General features: G+C 37.3%; 15 protein-coding genes and 1 tRNA gene. 10 read left to right on the top strand and 6 right to left on the bottom strand.

Translation table 11 applies throughout. The annotated features are described in order from the left end of the window. The 3 genes from F933_RS07805 to F933_RS17385 all read left to right on the top strand — a co-directional run bounded on the left by F933_RS07805 (window position 1) and on the right by F933_RS17385 (window position 4,159). Window positions 1-3,186, top strand: a complete 3,186-nt coding sequence (locus tag F933_RS07805; protein ID WP_005060061.1) for a type III restriction-modification system endonuclease — start codon at window positions 1-3, stop codon at window positions 3,184-3,186. Between the two features lie 50 nt (window positions 3,187-3,236). Continuing rightward, entirely contained in the window at window positions 3,237-3,440 is a 204-nt protein-coding gene (locus F933_RS17390; RefSeq protein WP_228127866.1) for a hypothetical protein, read from the top strand. A 236-nt stretch (window positions 3,441-3,676) separates the two neighbouring features. Next, complete coding sequence (locus F933_RS17385) at window positions 3,677-4,159, top strand: hypothetical protein (protein ID WP_005060059.1); 483 nt, start codon at window positions 3,677-3,679, stop codon at window positions 4,157-4,159. A gap of 70 nt (window positions 4,160-4,229) precedes the next feature. On the opposite strand, the gene F933_RS07795 is transcribed toward F933_RS17385, so the two are convergent. The 3 genes from F933_RS07795 to F933_RS07785 all read right to left on the bottom strand — a co-directional run bounded on the left by F933_RS07795 (window position 4,230) and on the right by F933_RS07785 (window position 7,990). Next, window positions 4,230-6,335 carry a hypothetical protein gene (locus tag F933_RS07795; RefSeq protein WP_005060058.1) on the bottom strand — a complete coding sequence of 702 codons (2,106 nt, stop codon included), beginning with the start codon at window positions 6,333-6,335 and terminating at the stop codon, window positions 4,230-4,232. Window positions 6,336-6,550: 215 nt separating this feature from the next. Then, entirely contained in the window at window positions 6,551-7,717 is a 1,167-nt protein-coding gene (locus F933_RS07790; protein ID WP_005060057.1) for a tyrosine-type recombinase/integrase, read from the bottom strand. Between the two features lie 182 nt (window positions 7,718-7,899). Next, window positions 7,900-7,990: transfer RNA gene (locus F933_RS07785), tRNA-Ser, on the bottom strand. Between the two features lie 122 nt (window positions 7,991-8,112). Here F933_RS07785 and F933_RS07780 point away from each other — a divergent pair. The 3 genes from F933_RS07780 (at window position 8,113) to F933_RS07770 (ending at window position 11,545) form a co-directional block, all read left to right on the top strand. Continuing rightward, the gene (locus tag F933_RS07780) at window positions 8,113-9,993 is read left to right on the top strand and encodes a potassium transporter Kup (RefSeq protein ID WP_005060055.1); all 1,881 of its coding nucleotides are present in this window, start codon (window positions 8,113-8,115) and stop codon (window positions 9,991-9,993) included. 164 nt (window positions 9,994-10,157) lie between these two features. After that, window positions 10,158-11,231, top strand: a complete 1,074-nt coding sequence (locus F933_RS07775) for a DNA/RNA non-specific endonuclease (protein WP_005060053.1) — start codon at window positions 10,158-10,160, stop codon at window positions 11,229-11,231. Between the two features lie 71 nt (window positions 11,232-11,302). Next, window positions 11,303-11,545 carry a hypothetical protein gene (locus tag F933_RS07770; protein ID WP_005060051.1) on the top strand — a complete coding sequence of 81 codons (243 nt, stop codon included), beginning with the start codon at window positions 11,303-11,305 and terminating at the stop codon, window positions 11,543-11,545. A 46-nt stretch (window positions 11,546-11,591) separates the two neighbouring features. On the opposite strand, the gene aqpZ is transcribed toward F933_RS07770, so the two are convergent. Continuing rightward, a complete protein-coding gene (aqpZ, locus tag F933_RS07765) occupies window positions 11,592-12,281 on the bottom strand; it encodes an aquaporin Z (RefSeq protein WP_005060049.1) in 690 nt (229 codons plus the stop codon). Between the two features lie 171 nt (window positions 12,282-12,452). Further along, a complete protein-coding gene (locus F933_RS07760) occupies window positions 12,453-13,460 on the bottom strand; it encodes an AraC family transcriptional regulator (protein ID WP_005060048.1) in 1,008 nt (335 codons plus the stop codon). A 116-nt stretch (window positions 13,461-13,576) separates the two neighbouring features. Between F933_RS07760 and F933_RS07755 the strand changes: the two genes are divergently transcribed. Then, window positions 13,577-14,221, top strand: coding sequence for a sterol desaturase family protein (locus F933_RS07755; protein ID WP_005060047.1), 645 nt, complete (start codon window positions 13,577-13,579; stop codon window positions 14,219-14,221). Window positions 14,222-14,517: 296 nt separating this feature from the next. On the opposite strand, the gene hisF is transcribed toward F933_RS07755, so the two are convergent. After that, a complete protein-coding gene (gene hisF / locus F933_RS07750; RefSeq protein WP_005060045.1) occupies window positions 14,518-15,276 on the bottom strand; it encodes an imidazole glycerol phosphate synthase subunit HisF in 759 nt (252 codons plus the stop codon). 101 nt (window positions 15,277-15,377) lie between these two features. Here hisF and F933_RS07745 point away from each other — a divergent pair, with 101 nt between their 5' ends. Genes F933_RS07745 through F933_RS07735 form a run of 3 tightly spaced genes read left to right on the top strand, consistent with a single transcriptional unit; the run spans window position 15,378 to window position 17,381 of the window. Next, the gene (locus tag F933_RS07745; protein WP_005060041.1) at window positions 15,378-16,328 is read left to right on the top strand and encodes a homoserine kinase; all 951 of its coding nucleotides are present in this window, start codon (window positions 15,378-15,380) and stop codon (window positions 16,326-16,328) included. A gap of 9 nt (window positions 16,329-16,337) precedes the next feature. Further along, window positions 16,338-16,955 carry a DUF1294 domain-containing protein gene (locus F933_RS07740; protein ID WP_005060039.1) on the top strand — a complete coding sequence of 206 codons (618 nt, stop codon included), beginning with the start codon at window positions 16,338-16,340 and terminating at the stop codon, window positions 16,953-16,955. Between the two features lie 33 nt (window positions 16,956-16,988). Then, on the top strand, window positions 16,989-17,381 hold the full coding sequence (locus tag F933_RS07735; RefSeq protein ID WP_005060037.1) for a DUF4870 family protein: 393 nt from the start codon (window positions 16,989-16,991) through the stop codon (window positions 17,379-17,381). The last annotated feature ends 32 nt before the right edge of the window (window positions 17,382-17,413 follow it).

The following is a 17,413-nucleotide window of genomic DNA, read 5'->3' as shown; positions in this document are numbered from 1 at the left end:
ATGAAAATCCATTTTAAAACACTTGATTATCAGAAAGATGCTGTAAAGGCAGTGGTAGAATGTTTTATTGGACAACCCAAGTTGGAAGGTCATCGTTATATGATCGACCAAGGTGCAGTAAAAACTAAAAAACCAACAGCACAAGCAGACATGCTTGAAGAGACATTAGACTTACAGCGTGGTAAACCTAAAAAAGTAGTGGCTGACGTTGGTTTTGAAAATGCTCAAATTTTTAACCTAGATGCAGTGCTTAAAAATATTCAAAATGTACAAATGGCGAATATTTTAGAGCCATCATCAGGTTTAATTACTGATGATGTTAAAGGTAAAAACCTCACTGGTAGTCCACTCAATCTAAATATTGAAATGGAAACTGGTACAGGGAAAACCTATTGTTATATCCGTACCATGTTTGAACTGCATAAGCAGTATGGCTGGTCAAAGTTTATTATTGTGGTGCCAAGTGTTGCCATTCGTGAAGGTGTTTATAAAACCTTACAGATGACAGCAGACCACTTTATGGAAAAAGATCAATATGGTAAAAAAGCCCGCTTCTTTATCTATGATTCCAAAGCCTTACATCACTTAGAAAGCTTTAGCTCAAATGCAGGTATTAATGTCATGGTCATTAACGTGCAAGCGTTTAATGCCACTGGTAAAGATAACCGTCGTATTTATGATGAACTCGATGAATTTCAATCTCGTAGACCGATTGATGTGATTAGTCGTAACCGTCCAATTCTAATTTTGGATGAACCTCAAAAAATGGGTGCGGAAAAAACCTTACAATCTTTAGCAAACTTCAAGCCATTATTTATTCTACGTTATTCTGCGACGCATAAACGTGACTACAATTTAGTGTACCGTTTAGATGCTTTAGATGCTTATAACCAAAAATTAGTAAAGAAAATCACGGTTAAAGGTATCCAAGTCCAAGGTTTAACAGGTACACATGGTTACTTGTATCTGCAAGATATCCTTGTCTCAAAATCTGCACCAATTGCACGTCTTGAATTAGAGATTGCAGAAAAAAATGGATTTAGGCGTTTAATTCGACAGATTAAAAAGGGTGATAATCTTTATAATATCTCTGGACAGGCTGAGCAATACCATGACCGTTACGTTGTCATCGATATTGATGCACGGGATAACTCTGTTACTTTTGAAAATGGGAAAAAAATCCATGTAGGCGAAGCCGTTGGACATGTTGATGAACAAGTTATGCGCACGATTCAAATCCGTGAAACAATTCGTGCACATCTTCAAAAAGAACGTCAGCTTTACAATCAAGGTATTAAAGTTTTGAGTCTTTTCTTTATCGATGAAGTGGCAAAATACCGTCAGTATGATGAAGATAACAATCCCGTTGATGGTGAATACACTCAAATCTTTAAAGAACAATATCAATTTGTTTTAAATGATTTTTTGGATCTCAATATAGAAAATGATCCATATCAAGAATATCTAAAGTCTATTGACATAGGTACAACACATAATGGCTATTTTTCGATCGATAAAAAATCAAAAAAATTAACTGATCCTGCATTAAAGAAAGTCAAAGATGAAGAATTGGGCGTATCCGTGCAACAAGCGGATGATATCGATGCCTACGATCTCATTTTAAAAGATAAAGAGCGCTTACTTTCTTTTGAAGAACCAACACGTTTTATTTTTTCACATTCTGCTTTACGAGAAGGTTGGGACAATCCAAACGTTTTCGTGATTTGTACATTGAAGCATTCAGATAATACGATTTCACGTCGTCAAGAAGTAGGGCGTGGTCTACGCTTAGCGGTGAATAAAAATGGCGAACGTATGGATGCCAACTATTTTGGTGCATTAGGTGAAGTTCATCGTTTAAATAATCTGACTGTTGTCACCAATGAAAGTTACAAAGACTTTGTTGCTAAATTGCAGACAGAGATTGTAAATACATTGGCGAGTCGCCCAACACAAGCAACGCCTGAGTACTTTGAAGGCAAGGTATTCACACTTTCAGATGGTTCAAAACTTGAAGTGACGAAAGTTATGGCAAAACAGATTCATAAGTATCTGACACGAAATGACTATATCGATGATAATGATCATATTGCACCTAAATATCATCAAGACAAAGCCAATGGTGAGCTGGTTACACTCCCTGATGAGTTGCAACCCTATACAGCTCAAATTACAAAGCTAATTGATAGTATTTTTGATCCTAAAGCGACTGATGGTATGACTGAGGATGCTAATAAGCGTTTGACTAACCACATCAACTCTAAAAATCTTGAGCGTAAAGAATTTCAGGATTTATGGAAAAAAATTAATCGTAAAGCGATTTATCAAATTCAGATTGATTCTAACAAGTTGATTAGTGACAGTATTAGTTGTGTTGAGCGTACAGCAAAAGAGCGTAACAACAAGTTTGTAGAAACTTTAACTTACAAGCTTGCTGAATCTTCAATGAAAGATGAGGTGAGTTTTGATGAATTGAAGTCAAAAGAAGCTTTTGGAAAAATGACCTCTAAAACTGAAAATAGTACTTTATCGATTCACTCTCAGGTGCAATATGACTTGGTTGGTAATATTGCGGAAGATACCAACTTGACCCGAAAGACTGTAGCACAGATTCTCAAAGGGATTAATGCCTCTGTTTTTGCTCAATTTAAATTAAACCCTGAAGCGTTTATTCGTGAAATGAGTAGAATTATCAATGAGCAACAAGCATCCATGGTGATTCAGGGTTTAAAATACAATCCATTAAAAGAGGGTTATCCTGAAAATGATATTTTTGTAAGTAATGAAAATATTCCATTAAAGTCCTTTAAAGCAGACCGCCACATTTGGGATTATGTAGTAACTGATTCTGATAATGAACGCAAGTTTGTAGAAGAGTTGGATGGGGCTGATGAAGTGATTGTTTACGCAAAACTTCCAGATCGTTTTCAAATTCCTACGCCATTTGGGAACTATAACCCTGACTGGGCAATTGCTTTTGATAAAGATAAAGTACGCCAAGTTTATTTTGTCGCAGAAACAAAAGGTTCTATGAATGATGCTGACCTACGTGATAAAGAAAAACGTAAAATTGATAGTGCTAAGAAATTCTTTGCAACGTTGAATGAAGAAAATCAGTCTTTAGGTGATGACGTAAAGTATGCCGTGATTGATAGCTTTAGCAGTTTGATGAGCCTAGTTAAGTAAGTAAAAGGGAGTCTATGGCTGAGTCATAGACTCCCTTGCATGGGGTAGTTATGGGCTTTTTTGATATGTTGTTTTCTGGCATTGGATCTTTATTCAGTGTGGCTGTGAACGCGGTTTCTGAAGTGGTTTCTACTGTGAAGACCTATTTTTCTGCGAAAGAAATTATCACAAAGACTGTTTATGATGAGAGAAATAAAAACAAGAAAAAATACATGAGCTTAATCAAGAAATTCAATTTTTACGTCGAAAGCTAAATGAAAATGGACGTATTACTGAACAACAACGTAAAAGGTTATATGAACTTGATGAGGAAAGAAATTTTCTTAAACAAAGGATTAAAAATGATAGTCAAATCATTGCTGCTGATAAATTCCAACAAAATGAAGAGAATATCCACAAAGTTGAAATTGGTTTAGAAACAACACATGTTCTTCAGTGGAATGCCTTTGCTGATACAATGGCCAAGTCATGTTCTAAATGTCAAAGACCTATGAAACTGCAGTGGGCACGCAATTTAGTTCATGTAAAACCACAAGACTTTTATTGGGGATGTACAGGTTGGTATTTTAATAATCAGCTGATTCATTTGTGTGAGTATCGTGAAAATTTATCTCAACAAGATTTGGCATTAATGACAGATACATCTGCACCTGAGTTTAGCCTTCCTGCCCAAGATTTTAATATTATTCTTCACGATCATAGTACTTCTGAAAGTATTATAGAGCGTATGGATGATTTACAATCTGATCTAAGAAATAAAAAGCAAGGTATTAACATTGTTTGTTGCCCAATGCATGCTGAGCCGATGATTTTACAAAAGAAAAAGAATGGTATTGGGTTGTTAGATCAATATTATCTAAGATGTCCACATTGGGCACCTAATGACCAAGGTTGCCCTTACACAGAGAAACTAAAATCAGGTTCACAATTGGCAGCTTTGTTAAAGCATCAGACTGGTACAGGTATACTCTAGATAAAGTAGAACTGTTCGTTAACTTAAACCAGAGTATTAATACTGTTTTGCTTAATCCGCTATGTTGACATTAAAATTCAATGTTTAATTTTTTCTTATAAATATTAAGCCTCTTTTCTGCCCTATCTATAAACTGATCATAGAAAAGAATTTCAGTATATAGCTCGCCATAGGGGATTCTTGTTGCAGGATCGGATATAACACTAGTATTAAAGTAACCTAGACCACTAGGGAATTTTTCATAGTTAGTTGGCATTCTTGACTCATCTAATTCAGTGCCAATTAGATAACCATAGAATTTTTTTATTTTTCCACCAGATTTTGCTGCTAGGAGTCTCGAATACTGTACTAAATCAGGAATATGATCTTGAAGAGGTACTTTAGGTGCCTTAAATTCAATAATAATTGCTGAGCCTTCTTCATTAAAAATTGCAATATCTGGACGTTTTTTAGAATGATCATTATTATTTTTTTTGAATAATGCTTCTAAGCTTTCATCAATATCCGATTCAAACAGTTTTTTCTGATCTTTCCATACGAAAGATGATAGGGGTCTGTCTGAAGCTATATGTTCAAAATAATGATATTCCTCGTTTAATATCCAAATATCATGATCAATACTTTCTGTATTGTTTTTTCCTGTGGGGAAAAATACATTGTGGATTATTTTTTCATCCTCACGACGTACAACAGAAGATTGCTCTTGGCATGCAAGCATAAGTCTCACAGCTTTTCTTAACACTTCAATCATTGAAGAGCGACGAACTATCAGTTGAGATAAATTAGCCATGTCCATTTTTTTGAGCGAACTTGTGTATTTCCAAGAAAGGTCGTTAATTTGTGTTCTGAAATCTTCGCTACGAGGATCTAGGAGTAGTACTCTTTGTTTAATATCAAAGAGGTTTGACGTATCTTTAACAATGTCTTCCTGAAGCTTCTTTAAAACACGCTTAGCGATATTCTCTTCTGTATCGCTGAAGTGAATTTTGATATTGGTATCCTCAAGCATGGTTCGAGATATGCCAAATCTTTCTTGAGTAGAGTTGATTAAAGCTTCTTTATCAAAATCTTTCGGAGTTATAATTAAATAAACATAATCTTCTAAAGCTTCGATAATATCCTGCATTGAAATTTCATCAATAAGATCTTCACCACTAGAACATTCTTTGGGAATATTAAAAGCATCTCTTTGCTGATTCACTTTGCTTTCAAGAAATTCACTTTCTACAAGTATTAATTCAAAGTAACCATCAATAGGCTTTTTGAGATCAGAAGTCGTACGGAAAAATTTCTTTGCTAGAGAGCAAACTATTGCAGAATTAGCACAAAGTGCAATTTCATGTTGTTCGCTGCTATTCTCAGACGGCGTAATAGAATATCTTGTAATTTTTAGATCGTATGACGGCTTAGATAAATTGCTATGTGAACATCTTAATACTAGGGTCTTATTATCCACTGGTAACGGTAAATCATCTGAAGAAATAGTAGATGAAGTTCGTTCGCCATTATCGTTATCATGAAAATTAATTGAAAACTCTCCAATTAATTCTTTTAAGAGTATTAAGCGCTGTAAGAATGTTGTTAAAACATATTTTTTTAATTTGAGTGCTGAAAAATCATTACGAATCGTTAATATATCATTTTGATTTTTAAATGAGTTTTTTTTAATACCTTTGAGTGTTACTTTTGTGTTTATATCCGTAGATTCAAGTTCATATTGAGAAAAATGAGACTCTGAAATTTCTCTGGTCTCTGGTTTTATAGAAAGTATTCTGCGTTTTAGCTTATCTTTATCTAAGTAGACACTATCAATATTAAGTATTTCAAAGTAGTGAAAAAATTGAATTCTACCTGCACCTTTACATTTTCCTAGTCCTTCTATATGGAGATAATCTTTATAAGTCGAATCCTTAGTTACAAAGGCTTTGACCTGCTCATTACAAAATCCTGCTCCATTTTCTAAGCAAGAAATAGCCAAATCATATTCGCCATCAGTAAATAAAGTTTTTTGATAAAATTCTATTTCAAATGTGATAGTTAGTTTGGGGGTGCTCGCATCCTCTTTTCGACGAATTAGGTAGGAATCAATAGCATTAGATAGTAGTTCTTCTACCACAACATATTTATTGGCACTAGGAAGTGTGTTTTTTAAACCGCCTTTAATATCCAAAGTCATGATAAATTTCTACTAAAAATAAAAACCAAAATTAAAGTGGCTCATGATAGGAGCCTTTTGTTGAAAACTTGATAATGATTTAGAATATATCAAGTTTGGTTCATAGCTGAAATACCTTTCTAAGCTAAAGCTTGTAACTATCTAGGGTTTAAGATGATAAGCTCAAGCTATCATATTTCCACCTATTAGATTTACGATGAGCTTTTCTAAATTGACTATTTTTCTCTCAAATTATCAATAAAATTAGACCATTCCTGCATCATTTTTACTCGGTAATCTAAATGCTGAGCATGGTTATAAGCCTGAGAAACCGAGTTCCCAACGGTGTGCGCTAATTGAATTTCAATCGCATCATGCATATAACCTTGTTCATGTAAGGTTGTAGACGCAAGTCCTCGAAAACCATGTCCCGTCATTTTCCCCATATAACCCATTGTTCGAATTGCACTTAAAAGAGCATTATTACTTAACGGTTTGGCTTTACTGTGATTATAAAAAACGAATTGCTTGTTACCTGTTATTGGTCTTAGCCCCTCAATTAACTCAACAGCTTGTTTTGATAAAGGAACAATATGAGGTAATGCCATTTTCATTTTATAAGCAGGAATTCTCCATAAATGATTATCAAAATCAATCTCATTCCACTCCATGTTTATTAGTTCCGCAGTTCTCACAAATGTTAAAGTCATTAGTTGTAGTGCAGTTTTAACTAAAATACTACCGTGATAATGATCCATACGCTCAAGGAATGGCGGAAACTCAGAAATATCCAGACGAGCCATATGTTTTACTTTTCGTGGCTTTAATGCCTCTTGTAGATGAGGGGTCGGATCATTCTCAATAATTCCTTTACGTATTGCATAGCGAAAAATTCGACCAGTCAAAGGAATAGAACGCTTGGCCATTTCCAATGCGCCACGCTCTTCAATTTTTTTAGCACAAGCAAGAATATCTTTACCTTTGATTTGGTCTATAGGTGTATCACCTAAAGCAGGGAACAGATCTTTTTCAAAAACAGATAAATCACGTAAGTAAGTACCTTCAGTAATCGCATCTTTACGATCTTGCATCCATTGCATTGCTAGTACTTTAAAGAGTGTACTTTCATCTGCATGTAATTTTTTTTGTTTTTTTGCTTCATTAGGATTAACGCCATCTTTTATCTGTAAGCGAGTTTCATCACGAATTCTTCTTGCTTGAGCCAGTGTAGTCTCAGGATATGTGCCAATACTAAAAATATTTTCTTTCCCATTTAGACGAAATTTCATACGCCAATGCATACCACCTGATGGTGTAACTTCTAAATACATGCCTTTTTCATCAGCATATTTGGTCTTTTTTTCTAGTGGTTTGATCTTTCTGACTTGCGCATCTGTAAGCATTGCCGTTCATTCCGTAGAAATTTGGGGGTAAAAAATAGGAGTAAATTATTTTACCCCCAGTTATACCCCCAACTATCTTAGGATTCAATAGTATTTCTTGGAAAGCATAAGGCAATAAAAAAAGCTTAAACCCTTTAGATTTAAGCTTTTAGGACTCTATGGGATATCATAGAAAGTATATTTGGCGGTGAGAGAGGGATTCGAACCCTCGAAACGCTATAAACGTTTACACACTTTCCAGGCGTGCTCCTTCAGCCACTCGGACACCTCACCAAGGTGTGCGATAGTAACTAAAAAAAAGCATCATGCCAAGTTGTAGTCAAACAGATTTGCAGAAAAACTTTCTAGCTAGTGATAATATTGCGGCATATAACGTTCTATTTTGAAGACAACATATGCAAAGCACTGCAAAAAAAGCCGCATTGCCAGTCATGACACTGGCAGCCTTAGGGGTGGTCTTTGGAGACATTGGAACAAGTCCATTGTATGCCATACGTGAGTGTTTCAGAACGGGGCATATGCCAATTAACGAAGCATCTGTTTTAGGTATATTGTCACTGATTTTTTGGTGTATGAATTTAAGTATCAGCTATAAATATGTTTCCGTCATTATGCGAGCTGATAACAATGGTGAAGGGGGGATCATATCGCTGTTGGCGTTAAATCTCCGTTCTACAGTTTTTTCAGATAAAAATAAGATCTATCTGATTGCACTTGGATTTATTGGCGCATCCTTATTTTTTGGCGATGGCATCATTACACCTGCAATTTCTGTACTTTCTGCGATTGAAGGTTTGAGTCTAATTACACCGGCTTTAGATCAATGGTTGGTTCCAATTGCCTTAGGAATTTTAACCGCATTGTTTATGGTACAGCGACATGGTACAGCGACAATGGGGAAATTCTTTGGTCCAATTACCTTGCTTTGGTTTATTTCTATCGGCTTGATTGGTCTGTGGAGTATTATCCAAACACCATACGTATTGATGATGATTAATCCTTACTGGGCACTGAATTTCGTGTTTGAACAACCAGCCATTGCTTTTATCACCATGGGTGCTGTTGTACTGACGATGACAGGTGGTGAGGCGCTATATGCTGATATGGGGCACTTTGGACGTATGCCAATTAAATTGGCGTGGTTCATTATTGTATTGCCATGTCTATTGTTGAATTATGCAGGTCAGGGTGCATTGTTATTGCGTAATCCTCAAGCGATTGAAAATCCATTCTATATCTTAGTTCCAGAATGGGCTTTGTTTCCAATGATTGGATTGGCTACAGCTGCGGCAGTGATTGCCTCGCAAGCCGTGATTACAGGCGTATTTTCAGTTGCTAATCAGGCAATTCAATTGCGCTATTTACCCCGATTGACAGTTCACCATACATCAGACGTAGAGCAAGGGCAGATTTATTTACCTTTTATTAATTGGGTATTATTTATCTCTGTGGTGATTCTGATTTTACTTTTTGAAAGTAGTGCCGAGCTTGCGAGTGCATATGGTGTCGCGGTTACGATGACCATGTTATGCGGTACGATTTTAATCTCAACATTGGCTTATGGGGTTTGGCGTTGGGCGTGGTGGAAAGTCGCATTATTTACGATACCATTCTTATTTCTTGATTTAGTTTTTGTTGCATCAACATCGCTGAAAATTTTAGCAGGTGGATGGGTGCCAATTTTAATTGGTGTCGTGGTTTATACGATTTTGATGACATGGAAACGTGGGCGTGAAATTGTATATAACCGTATGGAAACCAATGCATTACCGATCGAGTTATTCATAAAAAGCATTGGCATGAGCAAAGAGACACATTTTGTTCCTGGTGAAGCCATCTTTTTAACAGGTACTCCAAATATTGTTCCGCATGCGATGTTGCATAATATTAAACATAATAAAGTGCTGCATGATCGTAATGTGATGCTCACGGTATATACGCAAGATATTCCTTATGTCGCTGCGGCTGACCGTTTAAAAGTAGAGAAACTTGAGGATCATTTCTATCGCATCTTTGTCTACTATGGTTTCAAGGATCAACCGAATATTCCTAATGCTTTGGAACAAGCTTATAAAGAGTTAGATTTTGAATTTGATATGATGCAAATGAGTTTCTTTATTTCAAGAGACCGTATTGTGCATACAGTGGGTGATGGGATGTCGCCGTGGCGTGAAAAACTATTTATTTCGATGCAGCGGAATACCAGTCCTGTCAGCGATTTCTATCAAATTCCAACCAACCGTGTCGTGGAATTGGGTAGTCAAATAGAAATTTAGCAGTAGCACACATCATTCTAAATGGCGCTCTAGAGCGCCATTTTTACGAGTGGGTGTTTAATTGAACAGAATTGCGACATAAAATGTCGTTCTAGGCTGAAACGCAATATACAGTGGACTTTTGAGTTGTTAAGCTGCGCGTTCATATTGATTTTGATGTAGTTATGGCGAAGAGAACAACCAGAAAGAGTAAGTCTCCTTTTACTCTTTTAAGCCAAAATTTTGGGAAAATTATTTTAGCTTTGATTGCGACAGGAAGTTTTGCGATCGCATTTGGTAATGAAAAAATCTCTAAATTCATTCCATTACAATCAAGTAATAGCGGTTGCTTAAAACAGTTTTATCGTGATGTTCCGCCATTATTGAATAAAGAAAGTCTAAAAAATAATAACTATGCCTTATGTTTTAACGATTTTAACGTGATGTATTCAGGTGTATCAAAAACACCTTTATGGACGGCAGAATATCTAACACCTGAACGTTTAAGCATAAAGATTAAACGCGAAGATAATTTCCATGAGGAAACTCGCGTACAGCAAGCGCATCGAGCATTATTATCAGATTATCGTGGCTCTGGATATGATCGCGGGCATATGGCACCGAATGGTGATATGAACAATACCGCAGCGCAATATGATAGTTTTTCTCTGGCCAATATGGTTCCACAAGCTCCTAAAAATAATCAGGAAGTATGGCGTAAATTAGAAGAAGCTGTTCGAGCAGTAGTGACGAAACATCATAAAGATGCTTATGTGCTAACGGGTCCTATTTTTGAAGGTAAACGATTAAAAACGATTGGCAGTGGCGTGATTGTTCCAACAGCCGTCTACAAAGCAGTTTATCTCCCTAAGCAGGGGATTATTGGTGCTTATTACGCGCCGAATGATAATTCGCAGCAAGTTAAAGTCGTCAGTGTGTGTTATTTAGAGGAAAAGTTAGGAATTAACTTGTTCCCACAACTCACTGAACAACAGAAGCGTAATATCTATCATCTACCATTATCCGCACAACATGTGAAAGCAAATAAAGACATTAGCTATTCGCATTGGGATGGTCAGAGTCAGTGTGCTGAAGAAGCCACAAATGAAGCGATTCAAACGCAACAAAAACAATTTAGTTCAGGACAATCACAGCCAACAGAAAGCAAATTTCCACAAATTGATGAAGAAACTAAGCAGGCTTTAATTAAGCAATTGGTTGATGCTTTGGTCCAGTATTTTTTACAAATGTTGAGATAATGTAGAGTACCTTGCAAAGTGATCATGTTTGGCTCATGTTGTGATGAATACAAGAACAATTAGAGGAAAAAATGTTTAAACCTTTTGAAAATGGCAACGAGTCCTCAGCAATATATGATTTGACGTTGGAAAATCAGCTTGATTGTGTGAGTTTATATGGCAATTTACAAATCACTAAAGATCAAGCAGGTTTGAAATCAGCAAAAGCTTTACAGCAGTTTATCAATGACGTGGTGATCGCTTTAGAAAAAGAAGAATTACCTAAACAGATCGAACGAAAGCCTGAACAGGAAATTGAAAATCCATTTCTATAATTCATAAAAAAACAGCCCATGGAAGGCTGTTTTTTATTTTAAACGTTTAGTCTTTTTCAGTTGCGACGACTTTATAAATAATCGCACCAATGACAGCACCTAAAATGGGAGCAACCCAAAATAGCCATAATTGGCTTAGTGCTGCGGTCTCTGCAAAAAAGGCAACACCAGTACTACGCGCAGGGTTTACGGAGGTATTGGTGACAGGAATACTGATTAAGTGAATAACAGTGAGTGTTAAACCAATAGCAATCGGAGCAAAACCAGCGGGTGCATTTCTATGCGTTGATAATAAGATAATTATCAAGAATATGGCTGTGAGTACAACTTCAATTAAAAATGCAGAAGCGATGGAAAAATGATTGGGCGAAAGCTCACCATAACCATTCGTAGCAAATCCCCCTGTTCCTGTAAATCCTGCTTGACCCTGTACAATAATATAGAGAACAAATGCCGCAAAAGTTGCACCGATCACTTGAGAAATAATATATGGGGCTAAATCTTTTGCTTCTAAACGACCACATACCCATAAGCCTACACTGACTGCGGGGTTAAAATGTGCGCCAGAAATATGACCGAATGCGTAGGCACCCGTTAGTACGGTTAAACCAAATGCAAATGCAACACCTAAGAAACCAATCCCAAGTTCTGGAAAAGCAGCGGCAAGTACTGCACTACCACAACCACCAAAGACAAGCCAAAAGGTACCTAGAAACTCTGCTAAATATTTATTCATTTTTATCACCAAAACATTTATAAAAAACTAAAAATATCCAAAAAATTTATTATGGATTTTCTGATGACCTGTGAAAAAAATGTGAATTAGTTCACACAGGATCTATAATCTTGTATAAATGCTGTAAAGATAATCAACAGTTGTGAAACAGTAAGTTTGACTTTAGTTTTATTAAGAATTGTAAATTGTGTTGTTCTTTCGCCATTGTTGAGGGGTTAAATTGGTCCAAAGTTTGAAGGCACGCTGAAAAGCACTCTGTTCTGAATAACACAGTAATAGGGCAATTTCTTGTAGGCTTAGATGCGGATCTTTTAGATATTCGGTTGCTAACATAAAACGCACTTGTTGTACGCGTTCCTGAAAGGTGGTGTTTTGTTGTTGAAGATGACGCTGTAACTGCCGAACCGAAAGTCCTAGTTTTTCTGCTATGAAGTCGATTTGATATTGGTTCTTTTGTAGCCCAGTCAAAATCGCATGCTGTAAACGCTGGTCGAGCTGGGTCGAATTTGGAAGCTTATCTAATAGGGCTTGTGCTTGTTGTAATAACAATTGCTGTAGCGTGTGATCACCTGTTTTTAATGGTTTAAAAGCTTCTGCTACAGGTAATAAAAGCTGAGTTTTCGGTTGTTCAAAACGAACTTTGCAATGGAAATATTGCTCATAAACACTAATATTTTTCGGCGCGATATTGACGAAATGAACTTCGTGTAAATGAATGGTCTCGCCAGACATAAATAACTTAAGGAACTGCACCATGAGCGCAATCGCAATTTCATCAGTGAGTTGTGTGGGGTGGGGTTCAGGTGCTTCCCAGCGGATCGAAACATATGGTTCGTTAAATTCAACAACTAAAGGGCTTCCATCATAAATCAAGCGATGAAAATCATGATAACGAGCCAAAGCTTCGCCTAAATTTTCACAAGATAGTGCGAGGTAAGCAATAATTCCTAAATGTTTAGGTTGTACATATTCTGCAATTTCTAAACCCAAACCCGTTTTAGGATGTAACCGATTGAGGTCTTCAAGCAGATCGCGCCAAATGACATAGTCAAAGCGCTCTTGGTTTTGAACGAGCTGTAATTGTTCAGGAACAGCAATATGCTCAGCTTCACAGTAAGCTTTTAATAAATGCCCCAAACCACCAAAAACAGAGCCAATATAGTTCTTGAGTTGAGACATCCTGTCTATTTCCTATTCTTGTCGTGTTTTGTCAATATAAATATATCGTATCGTCAATACTTCGCCTACAAAAATTTATATCTTAAATAAAAATAAGGATACTTTTGGAGAGAACCATGTTGAAGGGTTTTATCGCAGGTTTAGCTGTAGCGAATGCATTTGAATGGTTTGCACATAAATACATTTTGCATGGTGTTCATCGTCCAGGACAACCTCGTTACAGTCCTGTGCCAAAAAGCATGGAATCTCATTGGGCACATCACCGCGAAGTTCGTAAACAAGAATTCTCTGATGACTGTTATGTTGAAGGGGTGGAACACTGGCGTACGCGTAATGAAATCATGTCATTAGCTGTCGTGGCAGGTGTTGCAAGTGTGGCGTTTTATCCAATCTCAAAAGGGATGTCTTTGGCGGCACTGTATAGTGCGGGCAATTATTATTATGTACACCGCCGTGCACATCTTGAGCCTGATTGGGCGAGACGTACTATTCCTTGGCACTATGATCATCATATGAATTCGAATCAAGATGCCAACTGGTGTGTGACCCGACCATGGTTTGATTATGTCATGGGTACACGCGTTGTATCTTCGGCTGATTTAAAAGAAGCCAATCCACTAGGTCTTCCTTTACCTACAGCTTTATCTAAAGTTTTGACGCAAGCGATTGAATCAGTCTTTCCTGCAAAGTGGGTTGAGCAAAAGCCTAAACTTGTGGCAGCACAAGTAGAAGACGAACAGCAACAAGAGTCGGTTGCATAAAAGCTTAAATGTGAAGTGTGTCCATAAAGTACAACTGTTTTGACAATTTACGACGATGTATCAAAAGCTATGTCGTGAATTGTCAATAAAATCGGTTTTTAATGTCAATATTTTTGATCACTTTATGGCTATTTTGGTTCAAGCATTTTTGATGCTCAAAATTCATTTTTACCCTCTAGCGTTGTATAAACGCAGTTTCCATACCTTGCCTAGCAAGGTATTTTTTTGTCTTCATAAATGAAATCTTTAAATAAAAAAACCTCTCAAGTGAGAGGTTAACTGGATTCGATTAGGAATTAGAGACGCATTTCAATGCCTTGTGCAGCAAGATACTGTTTAGCTTCTGGAATGCTATGTTGGCCAAAATGGAAAATAGAAGCTGCAAGTACAGCATCTGCCCCACCTTTTAAAATCCCATCAGCCAAATGTTGTAAATTACCAACGCCACCTGAAGCAATGGTCGGGATATTGACATGGTCATTGATCTGACGCATCAAGGCAATGTCATAACCTGCTTTGGTTCCATCGGCATCCATACTGGTAATCAACAGTTCACCTGCACCAAAGTCTGCCATTTTGACAGCCCATTCAATTGCATCAATGCCTGTTGGTTTACGACCGCCGTGCGTGAAAATTTCCCACTTGTTTTCGCCGGTTTTTTTCGCATCGATTGCAACTACGATACATTGTGCACCAAAGCGTTGAGACGCTTCCTGAACAAACTCGGGGGTAAATACCGCTGCTGAGTTGATGCTAACTTTGTCTGCGCCTGCATTCAATAATAAACGAATATCTTCAACTTTACGCACACCACCACCAACGGTGAGAGGAACGAAAACGCTTTCCGCCATACGCTCAACAGTACGGTAAGTGGTGTCGCGTCCATGATGGGTAGCAGTAATATCTAAAAAGGTAATTTCATCGGCACCTTGTTCGTTATAACGACGGGCAACTTCTACTGGGTCACCTGCGTCACGAATATCAAGGAATTGAACGCCTTTGACGACTCGACCATTATCAACATCTAAGCAAGGGATAATACGTTTTGCGAGCATAAAATATTCCAAAAAATCGCCAATAAAGAAAGGGGTGCTACACCTTCATGGAGGGAACAGGTATTCTATCAAACTTCACAGCTATTTTTTGCAGGTTTTCCATGTCGGTTTATACCCCGTTGAGTTTAGAAGAAGTTCAAGCCTTTGCTGAGCCTTATGGTTTGGCAGTGATTGATCTAATTCCAATCCAAGGTGGTATCCAAAACACCAACTATTTTTTGGTGGATCAATCACAGAAACAATATGTGTTAACGGTGTTTGAGGAGTTAGATGCGGAAGGGGCAGGTGAATTGGTACCTGTGCTGGATTGCTTAGGTGAAGCAGATGTGCCTGTGGCAGTGCCGCTAAAGCATCGTGGTCAGGCAATTCATACAATAGCTGATAAACCCGCACAAATCGCGCCTCGGTTAATGGGTGGGCATCCTGAAGAGGCAACATTAGTACAAATACAAGCAATTGCTCAAGCACAAGCAAAAATGCATTTGGCTTTAAGAGATTTTCCTTTAGAGCGTGATTTTAATCGTAATCATCAGTACTGGTCAGATGTAGCAGAGCAACTCAGACCAAACATGAATGAAGATGATCAATCTTTATTGGATCAAGTGTTTCAACAGTTTGCACACATTACGCAACAGCATCCAAATCGTCCAATAGGCTTTATTCATTCTGATTTATTTAGAGACAATACGCTGTTTGAGGGCGATCAATTACAAGGTATTCTTGATTTTTATGAGTTAAATCAAGATGAGTTTTTATTTGATATTGCGATTAGTATCAATGACTTTTGTACCGCTTATCCACAAGCCCATTTAGATCAAGCCAAAGCCAATGCTTTTCTTGCTGCATACCAAAATATTCGTCAGTTAACGGATGATGAATTGGCTTGTTTAAATATCTTCTTAGCAATGGCTGCGTGTCGCTTTTGGAGTATGCGTTTGCAAGTCGCTCAGAAAAATGCAGAACAAGGTCGCACTGGTGAGGATATTTCACAGAAAGATCCGTTAGAAATGCGAATGATGCTACAAGATCGTTTACAACGAATCACAGCTTAAGGAAAAGAGATGCGAGATCAAGGTCGTTTAGTAGAATGGTTTGATGATAAAGGTTATGGCTTTATTCAACCCAATGATATGTATAAGGAGCGTGTTTTTATCCATATCAAAGACTTTGCTCGTACGGGACCTCGTCCTATCGTCGGTTGTGCTTTAGAGTATTTGGTCATTTTGGATGAGCGTGGTCGTTATCGTGCACAGCAAGCAAGCTATTTAAAAGCATCCCAAGTCATTGAGCATAAAGCGAAACCAGCAACTCCCAAGCAAGCCAAAAGCTGGTCTGCAATGAAAATTGGGATTGCGATTTATGCAGTTTTTATGCTGATTGCTGGTTTTAGCAAGCTATTACCTCCTTATACCTTGTTATTTGTGAGTTTAATGAATGTTTTGAGTTATTGGCTGTATGCTCAAGACAAAGAGGCAGCACAATTGGGAAATCGACGCATTCCAGAGCAGACTTTGCATATTGTAGATTCTTTGGGTGGATGGTGCGGTGGTTGGCTTGCTCAGCAAAAACTGCGACATAAAACACAAAAACAACCGTTTCGTAAGATTTATTTCTGTACCATAGTCTTCCATATATTATTGATATGTTGGTTAATTTCTCCGCTCAATGTGTTTTATTGATTGAGGGAGTTTGTTTCTGGAGATTAAATAAAAATGAATTATTCCGTTGATCAAGATCCAAATCGTACTTTGACTTTGGTACTGTATGTGCTTTATATCATTGCGATTTTTTCCGGTGGTCTATTGGCAATCATTGCGTTGATTATCAACTATGTAAAACGCAGTGATGTACAAGGATCGATTTTTGAAAGTCATTTTACTTGGCAAATTCGTACCTTTTGGTGGTATCTCGCTTGGAATATTATTGCCTTTATTCCATTTTTCTTTTTGTTCTTTACTGGAGATAATCCGAATGCCTTTGCGGGTGTTGCATTATCGGGAACCGTTTTCTGTGTTGCAGTCATCTTTATTGCATGGATTTGGATTGTTTATCGTGCGATTCGTGGTTTGATTGCTCTCAATGACAATAAACCCATGTATCAATAAGACGACCAGAAAGCAGATGAACGCCTCATCTG

The sequence above is a fragment of the Acinetobacter beijerinckii CIP 110307 genome, assembly GCF_000369005.1.
GTDB lineage: Bacteria > Pseudomonadota > Gammaproteobacteria > Pseudomonadales > Moraxellaceae > Acinetobacter > Acinetobacter beijerinckii.
This window is presented reverse-complemented; position numbering and strand designations above follow the sequence as displayed.

What these genes read in the sequence shown, in the direction of transcription:
- F933_RS07805 (WP_005060061.1), top strand. Translation starts at nt 1, where the DNA reads ATGAAAATCCATTTTAAAACACTTGATTATCAGAAAGATGCTGTAAAG.
- F933_RS17390 (WP_228127866.1), top strand. Translation starts at nt 3,237, where the DNA reads ATGGGCTTTTTTGATATGTTGTTTTCTGGCATTGGATCTTTATTCAGT.
- F933_RS17385 (WP_005060059.1), top strand. Translation starts at nt 3,677, where the DNA reads ATGAAACTGCAGTGGGCACGCAATTTAGTTCATGTAAAACCACAAGAC.
- F933_RS07795 (WP_005060058.1), bottom strand. Translation starts at nt 6,335, where the DNA reads ATGACTTTGGATATTAAAGGCGGTTTAAAAAACACACTTCCTAGTGCC.
- F933_RS07790 (WP_005060057.1), bottom strand. Translation starts at nt 7,717, where the DNA reads ATGCTTACAGATGCGCAAGTCAGAAAGATCAAACCACTAGAAAAAAAG.
- F933_RS07780 (WP_005060055.1), top strand. Translation starts at nt 8,113, where the DNA reads ATGCAAAGCACTGCAAAAAAAGCCGCATTGCCAGTCATGACACTGGCA.
- F933_RS07775 (WP_005060053.1), top strand. Translation starts at nt 10,158, where the DNA reads ATGGCGAAGAGAACAACCAGAAAGAGTAAGTCTCCTTTTACTCTTTTA.
- F933_RS07770 (WP_005060051.1), top strand. Translation starts at nt 11,303, where the DNA reads ATGTTTAAACCTTTTGAAAATGGCAACGAGTCCTCAGCAATATATGAT.
- aqpZ (WP_005060049.1), bottom strand. Translation starts at nt 12,281, where the DNA reads ATGAATAAATATTTAGCAGAGTTTCTAGGTACCTTTTGGCTTGTCTTT.
- F933_RS07760 (WP_005060048.1), bottom strand. Translation starts at nt 13,460, where the DNA reads ATGTCTCAACTCAAGAACTATATTGGCTCTGTTTTTGGTGGTTTGGGG.
- F933_RS07755 (WP_005060047.1), top strand. Translation starts at nt 13,577, where the DNA reads ATGTTGAAGGGTTTTATCGCAGGTTTAGCTGTAGCGAATGCATTTGAA.
- hisF (WP_005060045.1), bottom strand. Translation starts at nt 15,276, where the DNA reads ATGCTCGCAAAACGTATTATCCCTTGCTTAGATGTTGATAATGGTCGA.
- F933_RS07745 (WP_005060041.1), top strand. Translation starts at nt 15,378, where the DNA reads ATGTCGGTTTATACCCCGTTGAGTTTAGAAGAAGTTCAAGCCTTTGCT.
- F933_RS07740 (WP_005060039.1), top strand. Translation starts at nt 16,338, where the DNA reads ATGCGAGATCAAGGTCGTTTAGTAGAATGGTTTGATGATAAAGGTTAT.
- F933_RS07735 (WP_005060037.1), top strand. Translation starts at nt 16,989, where the DNA reads ATGAATTATTCCGTTGATCAAGATCCAAATCGTACTTTGACTTTGGTA.